Raw genomic sequence first — 26,064 nt, forward strand, 5'->3', positions numbered from 1 at the left:
GGCGGGATAGCAACGAAGCGAAGAATTTGCCTTTGCCAGTAAGCCTACTTTGTTTTTTCGCTTGTGGGGCGTACTAAAGTTTTAACTAAACCCGTAATCGCCACAATCACAGAGGCAATTCCCCCAATCGACAATGAAGTTAAAATTGCCGCCGCGAGGATGATTTCAGTAGGGCTGTATCCATCTCGCATCCAAGTAGATGGATTCTCTACCGATGTTGGCGAGGCGGGGATTAATTGCGAAGTTTGGGTGGTTTGATTTGAGTTGGCTGGAGTTGTTAAGGCAGTTTTCATGGCTTGAATCTCTTTTAAATGTTTCTATGCAAATGGTATTTCTGCCAGGAGAAGAAGAGATTCCATAGAAATAGAGACAAAGTAGAGAGAAGGTAGAAATTAAGTAGAATCGAGAATAAATCTCATAAGCCAATACAGTTCAGATAAGACCAAAACACTTGTAGAGACGGCGATTTATCGCGTCTTGTACACACGGCGATTTATGGCGTCTTGTACAGACGGCGATTTATGGCGTCTTGTACAGACGGCGATTTATGGCGTCTTGTACACACGGCGATTTATGGCGTCTTGTACAGACGGCGATTTATGGCGTCTTGTACAGACGGCGATTTATGGCGTCTTGTACAGACGGCGATTTATGGCGTCTTGTACAGACGGCGATTTATGGCGTCTTGTACACACGGCGATTTATCGCGTCTCCAAACCCACGATTTTGTAGAAGTATGCTAACGATCGCACCCTTTCACAAAATCACACCAAAGTTGTAGTTAAAATTTTAGCAGCGATCGCCATCGACTCTAACTTCAAAGGGCGATCGCTCCCTCTTAATTTCTTCCTCCGTGTCCTCTGCGCCTCTGCGGTTCGATTCTCATTGCAAATGGTATTTTTCCCCCAAAGAGAGGATATTTCCAAATGAAGACAAAGTAGAATTAAAAATAAACTTTATAAACTATTTATGCAATGGGCTAATTTTCTAGCCAAAGAAGCTGCTACTCATGGCTTATCTCTAGAGCAAACAGCAGCCTTTCTAAAGTATTTTAATAATGAAAATTTAGGAAAAAGTGAAGCTAAACTTCTCAGCGAATTAAACGTTGATGTTGCTGCTTTCAGAAAGTGGATGGGTGAGATATATGAAAAGTTCGCTCAGAGTTATCCTGAGTTAGCCATTTCTAACAATCGGGACAAACTAGAAACGTTACAAGTTTACCTGAAAGTGAAATATAATAGCGAATTGGATGTCATCAAACCATTGGCGGCGATGAAATTATTAAAAACGCTAGTGGTTCGGGAACGACTGCAACAAGAACCTTGGCTTGCGAGAAGAATTTGTAAATTTTTGGGATATTCACCTTTAGCGTTAGAGTTAGTAGGGCAATATCTGGATAAAATACCAGAGTTGTCTCTGGAAACACTACTGAAGCGGCTAGAGAAAAAGCGAGTGGAACATGAAGCAGTAGTCAATGCTAACTCATTGATATCTTATGAATCCGGTGTAGCTGAAGCTTTTGAATTAAGTTGGGAACAGTTGGATGAAAATGCACAAAGCTTTGGCTGTTTGCTAAGTTTGTGTGCATTAGCTGACATTCCCTTATCTCTTGAGACGATAGAAGATAACAAAAAACAAGAACTTTGGCAGAAAGCCATAGCCGATTTACTACAATTGCATTTGCTACAACACAAAAGTAAAGGAATTTATCGTCTAAATCTTCTAACTCGGCAACTTTTTCAAATGAAGTTGGATAAGTCAAATGAGGCGGATGAAGCAAAAACTAACTTTGCAGCGATGATGTTAGAGGTAGCAAAGCTAATTCCGCAACAGCCTAACCCTGAAGATATTCTCAACCTCACTCCACATATCCCGCACATTACAGAAGTTGCAACCCACCTATCCCAGTATGTGGGCGATGAAAATCTAATTATTCTGTTTACCAAATTGTCCTGGTTTTATCAAGGTCAAGGACTTTATCAGCAAGCAGAATCTTGGTTGCAACAGTGTGTAGAAGTGACTCAAAATCGTCTTGGTTTAGAACATACCGATGTCGCTGCTAGTTTGAACAATTTAGCAGGATTTTACAAATCTAGAGGACGTTACAGCGAAGCTGAACCTTTGTATCAGCAAGCTTTAAAACTGAGCAAACGCCTGCTAGGAGAGAACCATCTTGATGTCGCCAATAGCCTAAATAATTTAGCACAACTTTACGATTCTATAGGACGTTACAGCGAAGCCGAACCTCTCTATCACCAAGCTTTAAAACTGAGAAAACGGCTACTGGGAGAAGAACATACCGATGTCGCCACTACCTTAAGCTATTTAGCATTGCTCTATGAATCTATAGGACACTATAACCAAGCCGAACCTTTGTATCAGCAAGCTTTAAAGCTGTGGAAACGCCTAGTCGGAGAAGAACATCCCCATGTCGCTACTACCTTGAACAATTTAGCAGCATTGTACTGTTATACAGGACGCTATAGCAAAGCTGAACCCTTGCTTAAAAAAGCTTTAGAACTGAGAAAACGCTTGCTGGGAGAGAACCATCTTGATGTCGCTACTAGCCTGAATAATTTAGCGCAACTCTACGAATCTACAGAACGCTACACCAAAGCCGAACCCTTGTATCAAGAAGCTTTAGAAGTGAGTAAACGCCTGCTAGGAGATAATCATCCTGATGTCGCCATTAGTCTGAATAATCTTGCAGCACTCTACCGTAATATAAGACGCTACAGGAAAGCCAAACCGTTATTTGAGCAAGCTTTGAAAATTTGTGAACAAACTTTAGGTGTAAATCATCCTACTACTATGACAATTCGGGCAAATTATGTAAACTTTTTAACAGAAGCATATCACTAGCGTAGACGCATTAGCGTTGGCGAAGCCTCTAGTAGAGAAGCGGTAGCGACGTTCGCGCAGCGTCTCCAAGAGTTGGAGCGTCAGCGGCTTGTCGTTAGACATCGCTGCGCCTAATTCGTAATTCGTAATTCGTTAAAATTTATCCCCCTCTCCACTAGCGAAGAAGGGGATAAATTCTACTTACATCCTAAAGACTGGCGAGTATCTACACCAGTTTTAGAATTAACACCACTTGCCTTAACACAAAGTTTTTTCACTTGCGTCCCATCTAAAATTGCATTCGTAAAATCAGCATCTGTGACATTTACATCATCAAAAATAGAACGCAGCATCATTGCATCAGTCAACACAGCATCGCTTAAATCAGCATCTTTAAATTTTGTTAGATAGGCTATGCCTTCACTAAAATCAGCACCATGCAGATTTACTCCCTCCAGCAGAGTACCGTTAAACACGACACCACGTAAGTCAGCATTGCTAAAATTAGCATTCTCTAATTTGAGATTGGTAAACTCAGTACCAACTAAACTTTGACCAGAGTAATCCTTGCCCTTGAGTTCATCATTACCCATAGAACGGGTAATACTGGAAGAACTTGCAGCTTGCGCCGATAAGGGAAACCAAAAAAGAACCATCGCTAAGACAAAGCTAGCTAACAGTCGCCAATATTTCATAATGTCTTCTTAATAAATCTCAACACTTGCAACATTAACTATTAAAGCTTACAGAAGGGGACAAGGGAGTGGGGAGATGAGGGAGATGAGGTTCGACTTCGCTCACCAACCGGGAGATGGGGGAGAATAACTAATGACTAATGACCAATGCCCAAATTCAATACATAAGACTCTAAAAGCAGAAAGCATCTCGTAGGATTATAGATGTTGAGGTGCGATGCCTAACGGCAAGTTGCTCCGCATCTACGCAAAATTACCTGTGGCTAATCAAGAAGACAACGCCCAATCTCTGGCGCGAACCCCTTTATATCAAGTGGGTGTAGAACTTAAAGCACGCTTTACCAGCTTTGGTGGTTGGGAAATGCCCGTGCAATTTAGTGGCATTAGCCGCGAACACGAAGCTGTAAGAAATACAGCCGGAATGTTCGATATTTCCCACATGGGCAAATTTACCCTCCAAGGTAAAAATCTCATTTCCCAACTCCAGCCTCTAGTGCCTTCAGACTTGAGTCGATTGCAACCCGGTCAAGCCCAATACACCGTATTGTTAAATCCCCAAGCCGGAATTATTGACGATATCATTGTTTATTACCAAGGTGAAGACACCATTGGTATACAGAAGGCATTCATCATCGTCAATGCCGCAACCTCTGGTAAAGATAAAGCATGGCTATTGCAACACCTTGACTTGGATAAAGTGCAATTCCAAGACCTTTCACCAGATAAAGCCTTAATTGCCGTGCAAGGGCCAAAAGCGATTAAATACCTCCAGCCCTTAGTGCAAGAAGACTTACAATCAATCAAAGCCTTCGGACATTTAGAAGCAACCCTACTAGGCAAACCTGCCTTCCTGGCCCGCACAGGTTACACCGGAGAAGATGGCTTTGAGGTGATGGTAGATCCAGATGTGGGGGTAGAATTGTGGTTAAGTCTCCATAATGCTGGTGTTATTCCCTGTGGACTCGGTGCCAGAGACACTCTGCGGCTAGAAGCGGCGATGGCACTTTACGGACAAGATATCGATGACACCACCACACCCTTAGAAGCAGGTTTGGGTTGGCTAGTTCATTTAGATAGCAAAGGCGAATTTATTGGTCGGGAAATTTTAGCACAGCAAAAAGCCGATGGAGTGCAGCGTCGATTGGTGGGTTTGCAAACCCAAGGACGCAACATTGCGCGTCACGGCTATCAAGTGTTATCAGCAGGTAAAGTTGTGGGAGAAGTTTCCAGTGGCACCCTGTCGCCTACACTTGGTTATCCCATTGCCTTAGCTTACGTTCCTACCCAACTAGCAACCGTCGGTCAACAGCTAGAAGTCGAAATTCGCGGCAAAGCTTATCCAGCAGTTGTAGTTAAACGTCCCTTTTATCGGTCAAAAAATCGTGTCGCCAACTGATAAGCGTCGAGGTTTTTGAGGAATAATGTGTTGTGAGTTAGTTAGTCAATCAATCTACAGTAAGGTTCATTACCAGATATGGCTTGGATGACTGTTGGGACAATAATTTTTTTGATAAGGGAGAGGAAGTGATATGTCTTTTGAGTATCCTCAAGATTTCAGATACCTGGATTCTCATGAATACGTGCGAATAGATGGTGAAATTGCCACCATTGGTATTACTGAATTTGCTGTAAATGAATTGGGCGATATCGTCTTTTTGGAACTGCCAGAAATTGGTGACGCTCTTACTAGAGGAGAAAGTTTTGGCACAATTGAATCAGTGAAAGCGGTTGAAGAACTGAATTCACCAGTGACAGGCACAGTTATAGAACGCAATGAAGCCTTAATTAATTCTCCCGAAGACGTGTCAGACGACCCTTACGGGGAAGGGTGGTTTTTGAAAGTGCGCGTCAATGACCCTGATGAAGTTGAGGATGCCTTGACAGCAGATGAGTATCGCGCCCAGGTAGAAGGGGAGTAGGGAGTGGGGATGAGGGAGATGAGGGAGATGAGGGGGACAAAGAGACAAGGAAAAATTTTCTCTCCCATCTCCCATTCCACCCGAAGATAAGTCATTGTCTCGTGTCTCGTTCCCTGCTCCGACTGGGAATGCCCATCGTTGGGGCTGCCGCCTCCAGAATTAGCGGCAGCAGCCCAATGACAAGCATTTCCAGCCAGAGGCTGGAAACGAGGTTTTAAGGAAAAATTTTCTCTCCCATCTCCCATTCCACCTGAAGATAAGTCATGAAATTTAGATTAACTGAAAAGTTACACCAACTTATCATCAGTATTTATTGCAAAATATGAAATAGTACCGTCTGGAGAGTAATTTGTGGTATTGAACGCCCCTATTCTCAAGTCTAATGAGCAGCAAGTGCTGGACGAAAAAAGTCAAACAAGTCAAAAGCTAAGTAGTTTTGTGCCAAGACACATTGGCCCTAACTCCGACGATATCCAGCTTATGCTTAAGGTTTTGGGCTTTCCCAGTCTGGATGCTCTAATCAACCAAACAGTCCCGCAGGCAATTCGGCTGAAGCAACCGTTAAAGTTACCAGAAGCCGAAAGTGAGTATGCAGCACTGATATCTTTAAAAAAAGTTGCTGCCAAAAATCAGGTTTTCCGTTCATACATCGGTATGGGATATTACGACAGTATTACCCCACCTGTAATTGGGCGTAACATCCTAGAAAACCCCGGTTGGTATACTGCCTACACTCCTTATCAGCCAGAAATTGCCCAAGGGCGACTAGAAGCACTGCTAAATTTCCAAACCCTGATTATCGATTTAACAGGTTTGGAAATTGCCAATGCTTCGTTACTTGATGAAGCCACAGCCGCAGCTGAAGCAATGAGCCTAAGCTATGGTGTATGTAAAAATCAGGCAAATGCCTATTTCGTCTCTGGTGATTGCCATCCCCAAACTATCGACGTGTTGCAAACACGCGCTCAACCATTAGGGATTAAGATTATTGTTGGCGATCATCAAACATTTGATTTTGATCAACCAATTTTTGGGGCTGTTCTGCAATATCCTGCTAGTGATGGGACTATTTACGACTACCGCGCTTTTATAGAAAAAGCCCATGCTAAGGGTGCATTGGTGACGGTAGCAGCAGATCCTTTAAGTTTAACTTTGCTCACCCCTCCTGGGGAATTTGGCGCTGATATTGCTGTCGGCAGCACCCAGCGCTTTGGTATTCCGTTGGGGTTTGGAGGGCCTCACGCGGCATACTTTGCTACGAAGGAAGAGTATAAGCGGCTGGTTCCAGGGCGAATTGTGGGAGTATCAAAAGATGCTCAAGGTAAGCCTGCATTGCGTCTCGCCTTGCAAACCCGCGAACAGCACATCCGCCGCGAAAAAGCTACTAGTAATATTTGTACTGCACAGGTGCTACTTGCGGTAATGGCAAGTATGTACGCCGTCTATCATGGGCCAGATGGACTTAAGACAATAGCGACTAGAATACATTCCCTGACTTTGATTTTGGCAGAGAGGTTGCAGCGAGTAGGTTACAGCATCAGTTCCAAACCTTTCTTTGATACGCTGCGGGTGGAGTTAGGAACTAAACCTCTGCAAGAAATTCTACAAGCTGCTGAAGCCCGTCAAATTAATTTGCGTATTTTTGATACATCTACTGTTGGTATCTCGCTGGACGAGACTACCACATTGGATGATGTGCGAGATATATGCCAGATTTTTGCAGGGACAGATGAGTTACGGTTTGCTTTGAATGTGGAAGAGATGGAATGGATAACTCAGCAATCAGGTTTAAGCGGTGAACCATTTAGCCGTCAAAGCACTTATCTCACCCATCCTGTATTTAACCGCTATCACTCAGAAACTGAGTTGTTGCGCTATCTGCACAAGCTAGAAAGCAAGGACTTGTCGCTAACAACATCGATGATTCCTTTGGGTTCTTGCACAATGAAGTTGAATGCAACTGCTGAGATGATTCCAGTAACTTGGGAGGAATTTGGCAAGATTCACCCGTTTGCCCCGGCGTCGCAAACGCAAGGTTATCAAGTCCTGTTTGAGCAACTTGAGGCATGGTTAGCTGAAATTACTGGTTTTGCGGGAATTTCTCTACAACCTAATGCTGGTTCTCAGGGCGAATACGCTGGACTTTTAGTGATTCGCCAATATCACGAAAGCCGTGGACAAAAACACCGTAATGTCTGTTTGATTCCCACCTCGGCACATGGGACAAATCCAGCCAGTGCAGTGATGTGCGGGATGAAGGTGGTAGCAGTTGCCTGTGATTCACAAGGTAATATTGACGTTGATGACCTGAAGAGTAAGGCAGAAAAACACAGCAATGAATTAGCTGCCTTAATGGTGACATATCCCTCGACTCATGGTGTTTTTGAGGAGCCAATTCAGGAAATCTGCGCTATTGTCCACAGTCATGGTGGACAAGTTTACATGGATGGGGCAAATATGAACGCCCAAGTGGGAATTTGCCGTCCTGGAGATATTGGCGCGGATGTCTGCCATTTAAACTTGCATAAAACCTTCTGTATTCCTCATGGTGGCGGTGGCCCTGGTATGGGGCCCATTGGGGTAGCCTCTCATCTTGTGCCTTTTCTCCCCGGACATCCTGTGGTAGGAACTGGGGACTGGGGACTGGGGACTAGGAAAGAAGAAATTCCCAATCCCCAATTCCCAATCCCCAGTACCCAGCATATTGGTGCTGTGGCGGCTGCGCCTTGGGGTAGTGCTAGTATTTTGGTGATTTCTTGGATGTACATCGCCATGATGGGTGCAGATGGTTTAACCCAAGCAACTAAGGTGGCGATTCTCAATGCTAACTACATTGCTAAGAGACTGGAATCTTACTATCCGGTTTTGTACCAGGGGAAAAATGGTCTAGTTGCCCATGAATGTATTTTAGATTTGCGATCGCTCAAAAAATCAGCTGCGATCGAAATTGATGATGTTGCCAAGCGTCTCATGGATTATGGTTTCCATGCGCCGACAGTCTCCTGGCCTGTAGGGGGTACAATCATGGTGGAACCTACAGAAAGTGAATCTAAACAAGAGTTAGATCGTTTCTGTGATGCGTTGATTTCTATTCGCCAAGAAATTGCCGAGATTGAATCAGGTAAGGTGGATGTTCAAGATAATGTTTTGAAAAACGCACCCCACACTGCCGAAAGTCTCATCACCGACGAATGGCAACATTCTTATTCTCGTGAACAAGCTGCCTATCCTGCACCTTGGACTCGTGAGTATAAATTCTGGCCGGCTGTTGGTCGCATTGATGCAGCCTTTGGTGATAGGAACTTTGTTTGTTCTTGTCTGCCAATGGATGCTTACTAAAATCAAGTGAGGAGTTAGGAGTTAGGAATTAAAACCCCTAACTCCTATAAGAGGATGTTTGAAAAGTATTGGGTGAATAGAATTCAATACAGTTCAGATAAGACCAAAACACTTGTCTTGACGGCGATTTATCGCGTCTCAAAAACTCCGTGGAGTAAGAGAAAATCAAGGGTTTCAAACCCACGGAGGTGGGTAAAGTCTCGTATAGCCGCGACTTCTAGTCGCCAGGGCTAGCATGAATTAAGACTTTACAAACATCTTCTAATTCTTCCTTTACAGATAAAGGCTCATACCCCAATGCAAAAGCTTTGGAACTATCCAAAGAAACATCTGCCGGTCTAGGCGCTGCCATTTTCACATCTTGTTGTCGGCACGATTTAAGCTTGGTGGTGGGAAGTTGAAATACCTCAACTAATATTTTTCCAAAATCATAACGCGAAATCCGCTCTTTTCCACCTAAGTGAATGATGCCGTTGACTTTTTCTAATGCTAATAAAAGTCCTTTGGCAGCAGTTGTTCCACTTACTGGTGTACGAAATTCATCTATAAATAAACTTAGTTCTTTTTCTGCTTGTAAAGTTTGAATAAATGGCTGAATAAAGCTTTTAGCTGTAGGTGTTTGTACACCAAACATTAACGGCATTCGACAGACTGCGGTCATGGGATACCTTTCTAGCATATCTGCTTCCGCCATGACTTTTTGCTCACCGTAAAGATTGACAGGACACACGGCATCTGTTTCTTGATAGGGAGCATTTAAACCATCAAAAACCAAATCTGTTGAGGTAAAAGCACAAGGAATAGAATTATCCGCGCAAAGTCCGGCAATATTGCAGGATGCGATGACGTTAATTGCGTGCGATTCTTTGGGGTTGGTTTGACAAAAATTTGGTTGCGAATGTGCAGCAGTATGAATAACTGCCGTCGGCTTGACATCATTAAATATACGTTTCAATTCCTGGAAATTTGTTAAGTTCGCTTTTAACATTTTTATACCAGGAATTTCTAGAGAATGGGATAAATAAGTGCCATAAATCTCCCATTCTTGTTTTGCAAGTTGGCAAAGATGCCATCCTAAAAAACCACTTGCTCCGGTGATTAACAATTTTTTCATGTCTAATTGGAAACCGCTCAAGAAAAAATCCTTGCTGTCGCAAGCTTATATTCTATACGCTTGGGTTTTATAGTTTTATAGACGCGATAAATCGCCGTCTCTACAAGTGTTTTGGTCTTATCTGAACTGTATTGGCTTATATTCTACACTGAGCGGTGGTTACAACAAACTATTGCAGTAATTCCTGAAACTGCTTTGCACTACGCACTTTGCTAAAGTCTGGGTCAGTTTTTGCTAATTTTTTGTATTTATCAGGAACAAACTCGATTGCTTTATCTAAGTTCTCAATTGCTAATTCGAGATTACTTTGTAAAGCATAAGAGCAAGCTTTATTGTAATATGCTTGGTGCAAATCTTGCTTGATGGCGATCGCTCTATTATAAGACGCGATCGCATCCTTGTAGCGGTGTAGTTTTGTCAGAGCAATGCCTCGGTTAATTAAGGCTCCATACTTGTCAGGTTGAATAGCGATCGCTTTGTCGTAAGATGCGATCGCGTCTTGGTACCGTTGCAACGATGTTAAGGCTATGCCACGATTATACCAGGCTTCATCTTTGTCGGGTTTGATGGCGATCGCTTTCTCGTATGATGCAATAGCCTCTTGGTAGCGTTGCAACGATGTTAAGGCTATGCCACGGTTAATCCAAACTTCAGGACTCTCAACTTTGATAGCGATCGCTTTATTGTATGCTTTTATTGCATCGTCGTAACGCTGTCCATCTAATAAATTATTACCTTGATGAAAAAAATATTCTGTTTTCTGGGTAGCCTTCGCTTCTATGAAAAGCTGGGTTACATTATTTTCTTGCACAACTTTTGTAGTATTTTCTGTTGATGAGTTTGCCCCACCACTACAACCAAATGCGAAGAAAACTATCAAGCCAGATGCAACCAAGCAGCGCCGAAAAACCATGCTGTACCTACAAAATTTAGAAGATGATGTTAAAATTTGTTCGTTTTTTGAGTATTGTCAAAATACAGTATTTTTACTCATTCATTTACTTATATTTTCACAAATAACTTTGCTGATGATGCATAGATTTCCGTAAAAATCAAGCGGATATTACATTATCATATTAAATACACATAAAGCAAACGATGCCACTTTTACACTAGTAGCACCGTTCACTCCCTAGCTAGAGTAGCTATAGATGTAGGGAATAGCAGCATCGTCAGCTAGTAATTGCAGTCAAGGCTATTTCGTTCTAGACATAAACTGCCCAGAACTAAAGTTTTGCGGCTCACAGCAGAAGTCGTCTTTAGACGACTAAAAGCCTTTATGAAAAAAGCTTTATCCTTAAAACCTCAAGCAAGTCCGCGTACCCTTACAGGGAAGCAAGCTACGCGCAGCGTCTCGTAGAGAGCGTCATTTTGAATTTTGAATTGATTCATTAGTCGTCTTTAGAGCGTCAGGGTGAGCAAAATGGTCAGCCATTCTCCGAGCGTCAAGTCTATATCTGTAGTCAATTCGCATGTGGACACATTACGAGTAACTTATCTGCTCAACCCCCCTTGGTGTTCACAATGAAAACCTCGATGCTCCCAAGCTTGCATATCTACTTCGGTAAGTCTTGTTACATTTGAGCATTGCGGTTGAATAATTTGACTTACAATCGCCCAAAATAAGCTGCGTGTTACATCTAATCCAGTTTTTGACCAAGATTCATTATTACCAGGAACACCCAACTCCTCAACAATCTCTGTCTCTACCCAAATACCATGAGCGCCTAAGAGAATCTTTGCCATCCATAAGGCTCTGGGTAAATGGCTTGGCGAGGTAATCAACATGACTTTATGCACTCCCCAACGTCGCAAAATTGGAATACCATAATAAAAATTTTCAAAGGTAGAATTAGCGCAGTTTTCTAACCAAACGTTTTGTAACCTTGCTAATTCCGCCTGAAAAATTAACCATATACAGGGGTCTGGGGAACCATGAGAAATTAAAATTGGCGTTTGCGGGTATTGTTTTGCTTGCCCTGCAACATAAGTTTCTCGACGAATACTGCCACCAAGCACAAAGAAGGCATCTACTGGCTGCGAAGAAGCAAAAACTAAGGTTATAGTGGTAAAAATCAGCCAAGTGCCCAAAACAAAGTACAATCCACTAGTTAGTTTTTGTAACGATTGCCACAGATTAGCAAAAAATTTTTTAATAGAAATTAACGATTTGATAGGAAATTTACGTTTCATGACTTAGGTAATAAAAGCTGATTTAATGGCTGTCTAAAAGTGCTGCAATTCAGTGATCAAAGTGCTATCTTATAAAAGTAATGAATAAGTACAAAAATGACGCTTATCAAAGTGTCATAAGTTCAGTATAGCCTTCCCAAGAAAGCTAACAAACTGAGAAATGGTTGTTAATAATGCAGTATTTTCGGCATCATTCAACGATAAAAATGATGAAGGGAGCAGAGCTTACGTTTGGGGTATAAAAACTTAAAAGTCTCTTGAAAGCCTGATTGCTAAACTGTCAATAACACAATTATTCCAGCTAATATACATGAACCAATCTGCGAAAAGTTACTCGCCGCTCCAAGTAGCCTTGATTGGTGGAGCGATCGCCACTACTGCTACTATATCTTTGTTCGGCACCGCTTGGACTCGTGGTGTCCGGGCCGCTCTAGCCCTACAAGACAGCCCGAAAGTGATAGTTGACCAAGTGTGGCAACTAGTGAACCATGAATATGTTGATGGCAAATTTAATCAACAAGATTGGCAAGCAACCAGGCAAAGCCTGTTGAGCAAAGACTATTCTTCTCGGGAAGAAGCATACACTGCCATCCGCGAAGCTTTACAAAAGTTGGGAGATCCTTACACTCGATTCATGGATCCCAAACAATTTGAAGCCCTGACTAGCCAAACATCTGGGGAAGTCTCTGGTATTGGCATTCGGATGGAAGTGAACGAAAAAACTCAGCGCCTCACTGTTGTCGAAGCTATAGAAAATTCTCCAGCACTGAAAGCTGGGATCAAAGCAGGCGATGAAATTTTGGCAATTGACGGCAAACCCACTCTCAAAATGAAGGTGGATGATGCTTCTAAGCTAATTCGTGGCAAAGCGGGTACTCCCATCAAACTAAAGCTGGGACGGGCGGGGCAAACTGCCTTTGATTTGAAGTTAACAAGGGCAAATATTGAAGTACCAACGGTACGTTATACCCTCAGACAAGAAGGGAATCGTCGCGTTGGCTATATCCGTTTGCGGGAATTTAGCGCTCACGCCGCAGACCAAATGCAACGAGCCATCCGCGATTTGAACACTAAGAAAGTTGATTCTTATGTCTTGGATTTGCGGGGAAATCCTGGCGGGTTGTTACAGGCGAGCATTGAAATTGCCCGGATGTGGTATAATGATGGCGGCATTGTCAAGACAGTAGACCGTGTGGGCGGCACTGAAGAAACTAAAGCCAATCGCACTGCTCTAACAAATCGTCCTTTGGCAGTCTTAGTGGATGGGAATTCAGCTAGTGCTAGCGAAATCCTCACAGGGGCACTCAAGGATAATAAGCGGGCGGTAGTCGTAGGTGGTCAAACCTTTGGTAAAGCCTTAGTCCAGTCAGTTCATGAACTCGCAGATGGTTCCGGCTTGGCAGTTACCATTGCCCATTACTACACCCCGGCAGGAACGGATATTAACCATAAAGGGATTGCCCCAGATATCAAGCTAGACTTGACAGAGGCACAAGAGCGGCAATTGGCTTCTAATCCAGATTTAATCGGAACTAAGAGCGATCCACAATATGCCCGGGCGATCGCAATTTTATCAAATAACAACTTTGCCCAACCGCCAGCAAATCAGCCCACTCGACCCATGAGCCGCGCCGATAGCCTAAAATTTTAGATTGACGCAAATGATATAGTAGTATTCCCAAATCCAGATTTTTGGAGTTCCGAAAACTGCTTGATATACCCTTCTAGGATTTTGGTTTGGGAATACTAGCTAGTAATCCTATCTCTAAAATCTCAGATTTATGAATCATCAGCCAGTTGATGCAACCACCGCCACCAGTTTTTTACCAATGGTGTCGGTGGTTGTTCCTATTTATAACGGTGAGGCGGATTTACCAGAATTAATCAATTGTTTATTGTCTCAAACTTACCCGAAAGACCGGGTAGAGTACTTGTTGGTGGACAATAATAGTAGCGATCGCACTCTCACCATCCTCAAAACATCTGCCGAAAATTGCCCAATTACAATCCGCCCATTCAGCGAAAACCAAATTCAAAGCTCATACTCTGCTCGTAATACTGGGATTCGCGCCGCTACGGGTGAAATTATCGTTTTTACCGATGCTGATTGCCGTCCACAACCACAATGGTTACATGCATTAATTCCGCCTTTTGTCAACCAAGAAGTGGTAATAGTCGCTGGTGAAATTTTGGCACTACCAGGCACAACTCTGCTAGAACAACACGCAGAGCGTCAAGAAACTTTGTCGCAAAAGCATACCCTTAACCATTCCTTTCGTCCCTATGGTCAAACGGCTAATTTAGCGATTCGACGCATTGCCTTAGAAAAAGCGGGTTTATTTCGTCCCTATCTTACCAGTGGTGGCGATGCCGATATTTGCTGGCGGATTTTGGCCGAAAACATCGGACGTTTGGAATTTGCCCCGAATGCGATCGTTAGACACCGGCACCGCGCCACACTTAAAGAACTGCAAAGTCAATGGCGGCGCTATGGACGCTCAAATCGCTATCTGCACGAACTGCACGGTGTAGATTTGATGCGAGATATTACACTCAAAGAATGCGGTTATCGTTTGGCACGTTGGTTAGTCAAGGAAATACCAAGGGATATGAAAAAGGCTTTGGCGCAGCCCAAAGCAGGCATCGCGGGTAAAGTCACCCTTGTAGATTTATTAAATACTCCCATTGGTTTGTTCACTGCTAGGGCGCGTACTGCTGGGCAACGAAACGCCAAGTTGCCAGAAAATGCCAAGATAATTGATCGACTGTAACAATTATTCTTTCGTTAAGATTACAAAAGTGAATATATCTTAAGAAGTATGCTAATATTCTGGCGAAATTGCAGTTAGAGTCCGAGTTACGCAAAGCAATTGAACGCCTTGAATTTCGAGTTTATTACCAACCAATTGTTTCGCTCACCAAAGGCTCTATTTTAGGTTTTGTTAGAAAAAAGTTGGTCTTGTATTTGTTATTAGAAAAGAATCGCACAAACGCCTGCTATACAAAAGCTCTAGATTTTAGAAAAGGTAAATCTTTTCGGAGAGTGACAGAAGAGGGTTATAGCGGTTCCCATTCAGATGGGGTACAACATTACATCACCAGGTGTAAGGGCACGGCACTGCCGTGCCCCTACGTGTGTACCTCATGTAAACGAGAATCGCTATAAAAATAATGCTTAACATTAACAAGCTCTCTCATTTTTCCCTTTATGGAAAAAGTGAAGGTTCAAAACCTCGCCCGAAGTCAAGCGAAAAAATCCTTGTATTCTCTTGGTAGGTTGAAACCCTCTGCCCGTTGTGTCGGGCTTAGTTTAATTGCGAATGGGCGAAAAAGCGAATTGCGAATTGATTTCATCCTTTTGTTCAATGCCTGTCAACTTTCGCTAAATTGGAAAAAGGTAAATTTAAGGGAATTTTAAATGTCAGCACAATTGTTACTGGTGGATGATGAACCAGGGATACGGGAAGCCGTGAAAGACTATTTGCAAGAGAGCGGTTTCAGCGTTCAAGTCGCCAGTAACGCCCTTGAAGGTTGGGAATGGATGCAGATGAATACACCTGACTTAGTGATTTCTGATGTCATGATGCCTCAGGTGGATGGCTATCAGTTCCTGAAGCAACTGCGAGAAGACCCCCGCTTCCAAGCGCTACCAGTAGTATTTTTAACTGCTAAAGGCATGACAGGCGATCGCATCCAAGGATATCATGCTGGTGTCGATGCCTATTTACCCAAACCCTTCGATCCAGATGAGTTAGTGGCTATAGTCGAAAATTTGCTAGCCCGCCGCGCCGCTAAGGCTGCAACTACCGGAGATGACGTTGAAACCCCCGATCTTGCTGAACTAGCCAATCAGATTGCCCAAATTAAGGCATTATTAACTCAAAGAAATGCCATTTCCCAATCGCCAGCCCCTTTCAAAATTGATTTGACTCCCAGAGAACAAAGTGTTTTAAATTTGGTCGCTGAAGGCTTAATGAACAAAGAAATCGCCCGTCGCTTAGAAACCAGCGTCCGCAATGTAGAAAAATACGTCAGCCGTTTATTTAGTAAAACTGGCACCAATAGCCGTACAGAGTTAGTTCGTTTCGCCCTAGAACACGGTCTTGCTAAATAGACAGTTTTTGAATTGGGCATTGACCAAACAGGGGATTGGGAAAGAGGAGGCAGAAATTCTGAATTGTGAATTGTGAATTTTGAATTTTGAATTTTGAATTGATTTCTTCCCCTGCTCCCTTCTTGTGGGTAATTGGTAATAGGTAACTGGCTGCTAAACCATGACCTATTACCAGTAATAAATAAAACATAAGTATTTCAGCAAATCAGGCACTTAGCTAAAGTAAAAAGCTAAAAGTCAGGTTATTGATTTTCACTTTGACTTTTGACTTTTGACTTTTGACTTCCCCGTTCGCGCAGCGTCCCGTAGGGAAGGGGCTGACCTTTTAGGTTTTCATTGAATTCGCGCCTGTTGTCCAATTCCCCATCTGTAAAGACACAGGGTTTTCTTGTTCCTGCAATGTTTTGATAAAAACTCGGTAAAATGCACCCGGCTGAATTTACTTTTAGATTCTACCAGTATCCTTTGCTACAAAGTTTTTAATAGAGGAAACTGTTCCTGGGACTTTGTGCTGCTAAATAAGACTTTCATAAAGTAGAAATCACAATATTTTATTTATGAATTCTACTCACTGCTTAGTTTTTATTGCAACGGGGCTATACGATCAACATTTGATTTGATGCCCAATTCATGTTTTTTCGCTACTTAAATTACACCTTTAAGGCTGGGGATTTTCAGCAGCATTACGCAAGCGCATCAGCTGGCGTCGCATTTGAGGTGAGGCTTTGAACTCTGACACTTCTTGGGCTTTAACGGACGCTTGCAGCGTCTCTAGAAAGTCGTCGGAACCCTCGGTTAAGGCATCAAGTAATACCTGTAACAGTTGTTCGCGATCGCCCAATAGACTCTTTTCCTCAATCAACCGGAATTTGAGATGGATTTCGCACTCATAAACACCTACTTCAAGATTATTAATCTGGCGTGGTAATGCTTTGGAGTTCATAGCTATTGAGATTCCTTTACTTGGTGGTCATGAGGGTAAGGAGGTAGATGTCCAGCAAAATTCTTTATATCTTCTTTGAATCCAAAGTGCTTGAATTAAGAATTTTTCTTCATCAATCACCTTTGTATTCTATTTCAGTCTCCTGTGTTTTATTTTCAAGCTAGATTTTGATGTGATTGTGCCAGATGTAGCTTATGGTAAGCCATAACTATTATTCAGTTTTTAAGATTCTACACAATAAAGTTTCTGTAAGAAGTTGCTCGCCCTTTTTAAAGGTTTTTACATCAACTTTATGTGAACGTCAATAACAGTTTGACTTGTTACTTTAGTTTTGGTGTTTATACGTAAGTAAAACCGCTTAATTTTTTGGAACTTATTAAAGCCAGAGGTAGATGTAGCGCTATTCAGTAAAATTACTTGATGTACGTTTTTTGCAATAGAAAATTCCGAAGAAATTGATCGTCAGAATTATTCAGGTAAAAACTTTTGTTCTCTATAAAAAAATGTACACAGATCAAATTATTCCTGCTGAGTGCTTTACCCTACTGGCTTTTAGGCTTCATGAGTAGGAAAATATTAGCAGTAGGTAAGATTAGCACACCACTTTGACTTGTTTGTATACGCCAAATAAAAAGAATCTCCCCAGTAATTTTTACAGGAAAATAATTAGACTACTGTCAGTACTAGCTACTAATTGTGTCTTCAACTCCTAACAGAAGTAGTAAGTTAATCAGTACAGGTGATATTTTTACTTATGCCCATTCAATATACCCTTTTGAAACTGTGTTCAAAGCTTGTAAATTGAGAGCATTCAAGCTTGAATATACCGTTTACAATAATTTCAGTGTAATCCACCCAAATCTTACACCCTTTTATGGATAACCCGATGCTGCTCAAGTCCACAACCCGGCATGTCCGCATTTTTGCAGGCGAAATTGACCGGGATGGCGATCTGGTTCCGAGTGAACAGGTCTTAACGTTAGATATTGACCCAGATAACGAATTTAACTGGAATGAAGATGCGCTGCAAAAAGTTTATCGAAAATTTGATGAACTAGTAGAAGCATCTAGTGGTGCAGACCTCACAGACTATAACTTGCGTCGTGTTGGGTCAGACTTAGAGCATTATCTGCGATCGCTCCTGCAACTCGGCGAAATCAGCTACAATCTCTCTGCCCGCGTTACCAACTACAGCATGGGAGTCCCCCAAGTTGCAATTGACGACAAAAAATAACCGAATGAGTTGGTAGCGATCTGACTGAACCTTTGTGACTTTTCAGATCCATCTGGAAAAGTTCACGAAAAACCTAACCCCCTTCCCGACGCTGGAAGGGGGAAAATCAATCTGTGAAGCTTTGCGACCTCCCCAAAAAGAACCCGGAAACGAGATTACCAGATTTTTAAAGCCTCTTCATTAGTCAGCTACTTTGAGTAGTTCACTTATCTTAATTCTTAATTAAACTTAATTCTTGCTATCCTACTTATAAACTAAATAAATACCAAGATTATCTGCCTCTTGATGATGGGGTAACTTAGCAAAAGCTTGGGGCGCAGTTATGTTTGGGTTATGCTTTGCTAACAGGGTTGGAGTTCGTTGCTTTATTGATGAAGAGTCACAGAGCAATAGAAGCTATGATCAGGCTGTGGGGTTGACTTAGGAGCGTATTTTTGGATAAGTAAGTATTAGCACCTGCTGATATCCCCCAGCTAAAATCATCATCTAAAGTCTGGGTATGTCAAGTTTAAAAAAGATGAGCGGTCTAGATTGTCCCTAATAATGCTGTTAAAGAAATTGCCAATCGCTTCCCGGTGCGAAAACTATGGAAAATGACGCGGCAACGCTCTACTGTACAAATGAAAGTTGTCAGGCTGCCAACCCCCTGACTCACAAGTTTTGCCTGCGATGTTCCACGCCCCTAACCAAAAATTATCTCTGGGCTGTGTTAGATGGCCCAAGTGTGGGTAGCCCTGGAGAAATATTAGCCGATCGCTATTTAGTCCTTGATAAATTTGTTCTTTTAGATACGAAACCTGGTTTATTAACGCTAACGCCTGAGTTAGATCACTTACAGCCTCTAAAAGCTTACCTGAGACTAATTCCCTACCGATTACACGTACCGCAGGTATATGGAGTGCTTTTTCTCGGTGACGGCGCCTCCCATCAAGAAATATTACTTTTAGAAAAACCGCCATTATTAGTAGATGAGAAAATCCAACAAGTGCAGTTGGCTGGCGAGTTAACCACCGCTTGGCGTGATGCAACATCGATGCGCCAACTCAATTGGTTATGGCAAATAGCTCATCTGTGGCAACCTCTTGCAAGTGAAGGTGTCGTCTCTAGCTTGCTTGACTCATCTGTATTACGGGTAGAAGGATCGTTAGTCCGTTTGTTAGAATTGCGTTTCGATGCCGCAACATCACCAGAATTGCCCCAATTAGGCGAATTTTGGCAGCAGTTGGTACATGAAGCCAAACCAGCCATAACTGAATTTGTTAACGAGGTTAGCCTTTCCTTAATTCAGGGAAAGATTAATTCAACCGATCAATTAATCGGAGTTTTAGATCGCGGACTGGCTGGGTTAGGGCGATCGCAAACACCCTCAATCAAAATTATCACCAAAACCGACACTGGGCCCAGCCGCCAACGTAACGAAGATTCTTGTAGCCCCCCTAGTGGAACTCTGGTAAGCAAACCACCCCAGTCAACAGCCTTAGCAATTGTCTGTGATGGCATCGGTGGACACGAGGGTGGCAATGTCGCCTCAAATTTAGCCATTGAAACGATCCAGCAGCAGGTACACCAACTCACAAAAGTTCCCTACGACCACATAGACCCCTCACTGCTACTTAATGACCTAGAAAAGGCAGTGGCAATTGCTAATGACAAAATTAGTCAGCGCAATGATAGTGAAAATCGCCAAGGGCGTCAGAGGATGGGCACGACTTTAGTAATGGCATTGCCTGTTGCTCATGAAATGTACATTACCCACGTCGGTGATAGTCGTGCTTACTGGATTACCCGCCACGGCTGTTATCAAGTTACCCTCGACGATGATGTTGCTTCCCGCGAGGTGCGGCTAGGCTATGCCCTTTACCGCGAGGCTGTACAACAAAGTTCTGCTGGCTCTCTCGTCCAGGCTTTAGGTATGGGGCCAAGCACTTCATTGCATCCCACCTCTGGGCGATTTATGCTCGACGAAGATGCTGTTTTTCTGCTCACATCCGATGGTTTGAGTGATTTTGATCGGGTGGAGGAGTACTGGGAAACAGAAATCTTGCCGATTCTAGTTGGGGAAGTCCCGATCGCAAATGTTGCGGATAGATTAGTTGAAATCGCTAACACTAAGAATGGACACGATAATGTCACCATCGCTTTAGTCCATTATCAAGTCCAATACTGGGAACCAGAAATTACGATCAAAGCCTTCATTCCAGAGAGTTATTCTGCCAAAACTATTGATTTTGCATCTAGGGGGACAGATTCGATACTTTTAGGTAGCCCAAACCACAAAACTCAGGTGATTCCAGACACTGAGCCGGCTAAAAGTTCCGGTTTACCGCTACAGTGGATTGTTCCATTAATATTTGTGTTAGCAGCAGGTGCTTTAGGATTGTTTGTGGAGCGAGTGCGATTGCCATCAGTCCCCTGGATTTCATCCCCTCCGACACCAACTTCAAGTCCTACCATCAAAGATACACGATCGCTAGCCAACCTTTCTCCTGGTTCAGTAATTAAAACCAAGAAGGCAATATCTTGGGGAAACAAGCAATTAATTCCCCCTGGAACTTATTTAGAAGTTCTTGAGAAAACATCAAATCCCCAACCTGTTACTGGGAATTTTTTAGTGCCTATGCGAGTCTGTGCTAGTAATAGTACGCAAAGTTCAGCTAATACTAATAAATCGGCAGGAACTACCTCAGTTCCACCAAATCCAAAACCTTTGCCAGCAAAAGTATTGCTGGACTCCTCCAAAATAAATCCTTTGAGCTTCTCTGTCTTACCAGAAGATGCACCAAGTCCGTGTACACCTGCCACACAACCGCCAGTTCCTCAACCACCTGACGACAGTAGTCCAACTTAGTTAAATAATCGATAAACTGGTAGAAACCTGGAATAATAGGTAACATCAGAGTAAAAACTTACAAGGTAAAAAAGTAGAAAGTTTTCACCTTGGAGAATTATTATTTGAAATTATTTATTTTAGTTTTTATTTGAATGAATCCATGCCATCCCTGAATTTGGCGATCGCCCGTCTCCGAAACACTGGCACTGACAACTTCGCCATTTGGGTGGTCAAAGCTCCCTATCCCAGTGGCTACGTTTTACGCGACTGTGTATGGCCTGATGAACTCAATCAAGTCTGGCAAGAATGGCAGCAAATGTTTGCTGGTCATAGTCACTTAGATATTTCCCCAAACTCAACATCTCAAAAGACCAACCCATTCCCCATAGATTGGATTTCTCCCCCTTCAGGCCAAACCACTGGCCCCTACAGCAGTCGTCTGATGCAATACTTGGGAATGAATTTATGGCGCTGGATATTTGATGGGCAAATTCTTGGTAGTCTAGAACGCAGTCGCGGTATTGCTATGGGGCAGCATACACGTTTGCGCTTCCGCCTAGAAATCCGCGACCCGGATCTGATCGCTCTCCCTTGGGAAATTATGCAGCGTGAACCTGGTCAATCAGCTATGTCTCTCTCCCAAGATTTGCTATTTAGTCGCACCAGCAGTGAAGTTGACCCCTTACCGCATTTGCGAACTGACCAGGCTTTAAGTATCCTCCTGGTTTTAGGTCATGATGACAAGCTGCAACTAGAACAAGAAGCTGCTATTTTAGAGCAAACTCTTGCAGATACCTCTGTGGGTGGTAATTCCCAAAGATATGCACCTTGTATAGTGAATCAACTTCTACAACCAACTCCACAGGAGTTGATTCAAGAATTAGAAACCAGAGCATACAATGTTTTCTTTTATGCTGGCCATGGTTTGCCAGACCCAGACGGGGGGTTACTATTTTTGCGACCAGATATGCCCCTAAATGGGATAGAATTGGCCCAAGTATTGACCCATACAGGTGTGAAATTAGCAGTTTTTAACGCCTGTTGGGGCGCACAACCAGCTGCTATCAATCATCAAGCTATACCTGCCAGCAGTTTAGCAGAAGTGTTGATTCGTCATGGTGTGCCTGCGGTTTTGGGGATGCGCGATGAAATCGCAGACCATGAAAGCCACAGCTTTATTCAAGCTTTTACCGAAGCTTTGCGATCGCACAAGCCAATTGATGAAGCCGTAGCCCAAGCTAGGCAAGAGTTGTTAACAGTGTATAAATATAATCAACCTGCTTGGACTTTGCCTGTTCTCTACCTGCATCCAGATTTTAATGGCGAACTGATTAAGAATCTGGACGAAGGTATTACCGAACTACCAGATACAGCCATTCCTGATATCGGTTCCCCGCTTCCTTCTGCTTCGTTGCGATCGCTCGCCCCAAAAGGTAAAACCTGGTTACTGCGTTATGGAGTCACCCGCATCGGCCGCACGAAAGACAATGATATTGTCATCCCTGAACCATCTGTATCCAAACGCCACGCCGAAATTTTTTGCCGCAATACTCTTACTGATGCTACATTGGTGCAAAGTTATTATTTGCAAGATTTTTCCACCTACGGGACAACCTGGTTTTTAGGGACTAATGGTTGGCAACAAATCCTCCGAGAGGAAGTCCCATTGAAATCGGGAATGCAGTTAAAGTTTGGAAGTGCTAAATCTGAAACCTGGGAGTTTATTATTGAAGACTCCTAGCAGAGCTATTGCAGAAATAAATTTGAGTCTTTAGCATCAACCTTTAAAATCTGTTTTACTGTAGATAAATTCAACTGCTTTTGCGGAAATCTCTTCTGAGGAATTGTAGCTGTAAATACCACCAAATAATTGTGAGGCAATGAAAAATGGCTAATAAAATTAACGGCTCAGACACTTCCTCTTCTTTGCCATCTCAAATAGATTTAGAATTATTAGAAGCATTACTGGAACCAGACGATGCTACCTATCCCTGGAATCCCGGTGATGAAGAATCAATTGCTTATTTTGACGAATTAGAACAACAGTTCGGAATGCAAGATTTACTTGATGAAGAACTGACAACGCGATCGCAAGATTTTTATAGCCATCTAGACACACTTTGGTCTGGTATCTCTGTGGAGTCAGACTATAATCACAATCCCCACCAAACAGTAGTGCTTAATCTTCAAGAAAGATTATCTAGTACTTTTGCCGCCTGTGTCCCCCAAGCATTGCTCAACACCATCGCCACCAAAGCTACTGAAATCCTTGCTGCCCAACAATCAATCGGTGAACAACTGGTTGAGTGTGTTCAGACAGTACTACCAAATTGGGGAACAGAGGATCTTTTAGTTTTGGCTCGTCCTTTTGCTTACGCTATGCGAAGTAGCGAATCGGAAAACGCGGCATCTGCACTCAGTAATCTTCAAAATAGCTCGTGGACAGCTTTATCAGAAGTAGAAAAAGCAAAGGTTAGTTTAGCGATCGCCTCTTATGCTTTCAATGAACTCAACAAGTCTGAGTATGAAGCATAACTTGAATGAATTGTCTCTGTTTTCTACATAAATTTCCGGTGCAGGCAGATTTATCTGCTGATAACGCTTGTGCTGCGATTTTAAGCATCCACTGATTTTTAATATTTTTCTACAGTGGGGCTAAAACAATGATTATTATAACCTGATTCTAACCATTAGGTCATCTATCCAAAGATATAAATATTCAAAATTCCAGCGCTAATTATCAGCTTGATTTTAAGCACTATTTGCTATCCCCCTTACCCCAACCGCTAGATGTGCCCGGTCAGTAGTTTTACTGTTGTTGCCGATGAGTTACAGAATATCTGACATCTTCATGCCACACATCCACCTTTTCTGCATATTTGAGTGCAGTTTTCATACCTGGAGAATGCAGAAAACTGCATAATTCTCTATTGTTTTGTAATACCCCTCTTCTGTCACTTTCCGAGAGGGCAATCTCTAGAAGCTTTATCAGTCAAGCAATACAAGCTATCCTATTACAAAAACTTGGTTATTGTATTTGTTATTAGGAAAAAATCTTGCGATGCCTGCGGCAGACATTGCCATCGCTTCGGATACAAAAGCTCTAGAATTCAGAAATGGCAAAAGTTTTCCCAGAGTGACAGAAGAGGGTTATTTTGGGCCAAGAAATCGGGTAGCAAAATTTTGCGATCGCGTCGGTGATAGCGCCCGTGCCTTGAGAATTGCTGCCATCAAAAAGGCGTAAGATAACACCCCAACAACTACCAACAGCAAGGCATTGATTGATCCTGTAGCATTCCATAAAGCATGGAGCGCAGCAGCACTAAGATAACCAATAGAGAGAATTTGCCAACTTCTACTGGGTTTGAGAACAGCCAACCCGATAAAATAACCCAGGTAGCCACTATAAGCCATGTGTCCGGCTACGGAGCCTAAAATTCGCGGAATTAGCAGTTGTAAACCCGCTAGTTGACCAGCAGCGCCTATACCCACCTGTTGCGTGACATTTTGAGTAATATCTGGCACATATTGTCCGAGAGTTTCCAAGAGAGTGAAGCCCACAGCAGAAGCTGTTCCCAGGAGAATACCATCTAGAGGTTCCCAGACGCCTATGCGTTCCCGCCAAGGTGAAGACAATATTCTCCCGATGGCAAAGGCCCCTAGTACAGGCAATGCCTTGAGTAATTCCTCCATCAAGCCAGCGCCAAAAAACATCCGCACCAGCAACTCTGTGAAGGTGGTAGATTCTTGGGATGAGGGCAAGTTTCCAGGCAGAATGGTGCGAAACACGAAGATAAATAAATCCAACAACGGACTAAGCAAAATCAGCATCGTACCCATTGCCGCAGCCATTAGCACCCACCAAGGCTTCTGTTTACCGCAAAGTTGGTAAACAAAATAGTAGGCAGCGAAGGCGATGTAAGTTGCGACGATAACTTGATTAGCTTGGGGCTGACCGACTGTAGCAAACATTAACACTACAAAAATTACGGTCAGTATTCCCGGTACGAGGTAAGCTTTCCGAGTTAAATCTTTACCAGTGGAAATAATGGGGAAAAGCTGGGTAAAGCTAACAGAATCTGGCTGCTTTAATTGGGTGTGGCCGTGGTAATTTGTCGCCGAAGGTAATGGTGTAACTTGGTTAACTGTCGTGGCCGGGGTGAGTAAGGTATACTCATACTCAAAAACGTATTGCGGCCCATCAGCACCTAGAGAAATGCGATCGCCTGGGTGCAATTCCTGACATTCATACAAGCGTTGTCCATTCAAATAAGTGCCATTAGCACTATTCAAATCACAAAGCACCCAGCTGAATTTGCTATCTGGCGATAGAGAGAGGGGACGAACCACTGCATGACGACGAGATACCATTCGGTACATCATGGCATCCAAGACAACTTGGCAGCTGGGGTCGCGTCCAATTACCATCTCTTTACTGGGGGGCAGGGAATAGCGAGATTCTGATCCAAAAGCTGCCCCATTACCAGACACTAGCCGCAGAAATGCATTATGTCTTGCGTGTTTGCCTGTCATCGATAAGAAGTGCGTTTCTAAACTAATTCTTCATATAATTTGGCAGCAGGACTAACCTTAGCCACATTAACAGCAGCATTGCTAAATCCACTATAGCTTCACTTCCCGCTAAGAAATTTAAATTTATAGATGCAAAATTTCAAATTCTTTTACCTAACGTAAATAAGTATTCCATTTGCTCTTGAGTTTATCCTAAAACTGGCTTGTTAGTCCGATAAATCAAATTGTCTGGGTGGCGTACTCAAGGCTGTACTGTATCATTTGAGGGCGGCAAGTCAACAAAGTGTAATGCACTTTACAGATTTGTTC

General features: G+C 42.9%; 18 protein-coding genes. 11 read left to right on the top strand and 7 right to left on the bottom strand.

Annotated elements, in window-relative coordinates:
* Positions 1-44 precede the first annotated feature (44 nt).
* The gene (locus tag D1367_RS10925; protein WP_118166481.1) at positions 45-293 is read right to left on the bottom strand and encodes a hypothetical protein; all 249 of its coding nucleotides are present in this window, start codon (positions 291-293) and stop codon (positions 45-47) included.
* A gap of 676 nt (positions 294-969) precedes the next feature.
* Here D1367_RS10925 and D1367_RS10930 point away from each other — a divergent pair.
* Entirely contained in the window at positions 970-2,862 is a 1,893-nt protein-coding gene (locus D1367_RS10930; protein WP_118166482.1) for a tetratricopeptide repeat protein, read from the top strand.
* A 176-nt stretch (positions 2,863-3,038) separates the two neighbouring features.
* Here the strand turns inward: D1367_RS10930 and D1367_RS10935 are convergent, their stop codons facing one another.
* Positions 3,039-3,536: a pentapeptide repeat-containing protein gene (locus D1367_RS10935; protein WP_118166483.1), complete on the bottom strand. Its 498-nt coding sequence runs from the start codon at positions 3,534-3,536 to the stop codon at positions 3,039-3,041.
* Positions 3,537-3,795: 259 nt separating this feature from the next.
* Here D1367_RS10935 and gcvT point away from each other — a divergent pair, with 259 nt between their 5' ends.
* From gcvT to gcvP, 3 genes are all read left to right on the top strand, one after another.
* The gene (gene gcvT / locus D1367_RS10940) at positions 3,796-4,932 is read left to right on the top strand and encodes a glycine cleavage system aminomethyltransferase GcvT (protein ID WP_118171320.1); all 1,137 of its coding nucleotides are present in this window, start codon (positions 3,796-3,798) and stop codon (positions 4,930-4,932) included.
* Positions 4,933-5,065: 133 nt separating this feature from the next.
* Positions 5,066-5,455, top strand: coding sequence for a glycine cleavage system protein GcvH (gene gcvH, locus D1367_RS10945; protein ID WP_118166484.1), 390 nt, complete (start codon positions 5,066-5,068; stop codon positions 5,453-5,455).
* A 351-nt stretch (positions 5,456-5,806) separates the two neighbouring features.
* A complete protein-coding gene (gene gcvP, locus D1367_RS10950; protein WP_118166485.1) occupies positions 5,807-8,794 on the top strand; it encodes an aminomethyl-transferring glycine dehydrogenase in 2,988 nt (995 codons plus the stop codon).
* 217 nt (positions 8,795-9,011) lie between these two features.
* On the opposite strand, the gene D1367_RS10955 is transcribed toward gcvP, so the two are convergent.
* The 3 genes from D1367_RS10955 to D1367_RS10965 form a co-directional block, all read right to left on the bottom strand.
* Positions 9,012-9,908, bottom strand: coding sequence for an SDR family oxidoreductase (locus tag D1367_RS10955; RefSeq protein ID WP_118166486.1), 897 nt, complete (start codon positions 9,906-9,908; stop codon positions 9,012-9,014).
* Positions 9,909-10,077: 169 nt separating this feature from the next.
* Positions 10,078-10,821 (bottom strand): tetratricopeptide repeat protein, encoded by a 744-nt coding sequence (locus D1367_RS10960; protein WP_118166487.1) that lies wholly within the window; start codon positions 10,819-10,821, stop codon positions 10,078-10,080.
* A gap of 581 nt (positions 10,822-11,402) precedes the next feature.
* The gene (locus D1367_RS10965; RefSeq protein ID WP_118166488.1) at positions 11,403-12,101 is read right to left on the bottom strand and encodes a YdcF family protein; all 699 of its coding nucleotides are present in this window, start codon (positions 12,099-12,101) and stop codon (positions 11,403-11,405) included.
* A gap of 310 nt (positions 12,102-12,411) precedes the next feature.
* Between D1367_RS10965 and ctpB the strand changes: the two genes are divergently transcribed.
* From ctpB to D1367_RS10985, 3 genes are all read left to right on the top strand, one after another.
* Positions 12,412-13,752, top strand: a complete 1,341-nt coding sequence (ctpB, locus tag D1367_RS10970; RefSeq protein ID WP_118166489.1) for a carboxyl-terminal processing protease CtpB — start codon at positions 12,412-12,414, stop codon at positions 13,750-13,752.
* A 130-nt stretch (positions 13,753-13,882) separates the two neighbouring features.
* A complete protein-coding gene (locus D1367_RS10975; RefSeq protein ID WP_118166490.1) occupies positions 13,883-14,872 on the top strand; it encodes a glycosyltransferase family 2 protein in 990 nt (329 codons plus the stop codon).
* Between the two features lie 647 nt (positions 14,873-15,519).
* On the top strand, positions 15,520-16,215 hold the full coding sequence (locus D1367_RS10985; protein ID WP_118166491.1) for a response regulator transcription factor: 696 nt from the start codon (positions 15,520-15,522) through the stop codon (positions 16,213-16,215).
* Positions 16,216-16,873: 658 nt separating this feature from the next.
* Here the strand turns inward: D1367_RS10985 and D1367_RS10995 are convergent.
* Positions 16,874-17,158 carry an Npun_R1517 family heterocyst differentiation transcriptional regulator gene (locus D1367_RS10995; RefSeq protein ID WP_118166493.1) on the bottom strand — a complete coding sequence of 95 codons (285 nt, stop codon included), beginning with the start codon at positions 17,156-17,158 and terminating at the stop codon, positions 16,874-16,876.
* 874 nt (positions 17,159-18,032) lie between these two features.
* On the opposite strand from D1367_RS10995, the gene ndhM reads away from it, so the two are divergent.
* From ndhM to D1367_RS11015, 4 genes are all read left to right on the top strand, one after another.
* Positions 18,033-18,392 carry an NAD(P)H-quinone oxidoreductase subunit M gene (gene ndhM, locus D1367_RS11000; RefSeq protein ID WP_118166494.1) on the top strand — a complete coding sequence of 120 codons (360 nt, stop codon included), beginning with the start codon at positions 18,033-18,035 and terminating at the stop codon, positions 18,390-18,392.
* A gap of 586 nt (positions 18,393-18,978) precedes the next feature.
* Entirely contained in the window at positions 18,979-21,240 is a 2,262-nt protein-coding gene (locus D1367_RS11005) for a PP2C family protein-serine/threonine phosphatase (RefSeq protein ID WP_118166495.1), read from the top strand.
* Between the two features lie 142 nt (positions 21,241-21,382).
* Positions 21,383-22,963 (top strand): CHAT domain-containing protein, encoded by a 1,581-nt coding sequence (locus D1367_RS11010; RefSeq protein WP_118166496.1) that lies wholly within the window; start codon positions 21,383-21,385, stop codon positions 22,961-22,963.
* Between the two features lie 146 nt (positions 22,964-23,109).
* Positions 23,110-23,757: a hypothetical protein gene (locus tag D1367_RS11015; protein WP_118166497.1), complete on the top strand. Its 648-nt coding sequence runs from the start codon at positions 23,110-23,112 to the stop codon at positions 23,755-23,757.
* A 615-nt stretch (positions 23,758-24,372) separates the two neighbouring features.
* On the opposite strand, the gene D1367_RS11020 is transcribed toward D1367_RS11015, so the two are convergent.
* Positions 24,373-25,755, bottom strand: a complete 1,383-nt coding sequence (locus tag D1367_RS11020; RefSeq protein WP_118166498.1) for a PrsW family glutamic-type intramembrane protease — start codon at positions 25,753-25,755, stop codon at positions 24,373-24,375.
* Positions 25,756-26,064 lie beyond the last annotated feature (309 nt).

Source organism: Nostoc sphaeroides (assembly GCF_003443655.1).
In the GTDB taxonomy this organism is placed as follows: Bacteria; Cyanobacteriota; Cyanobacteriia; order Cyanobacteriales; family Nostocaceae; genus Nostoc; species Nostoc sphaeroides.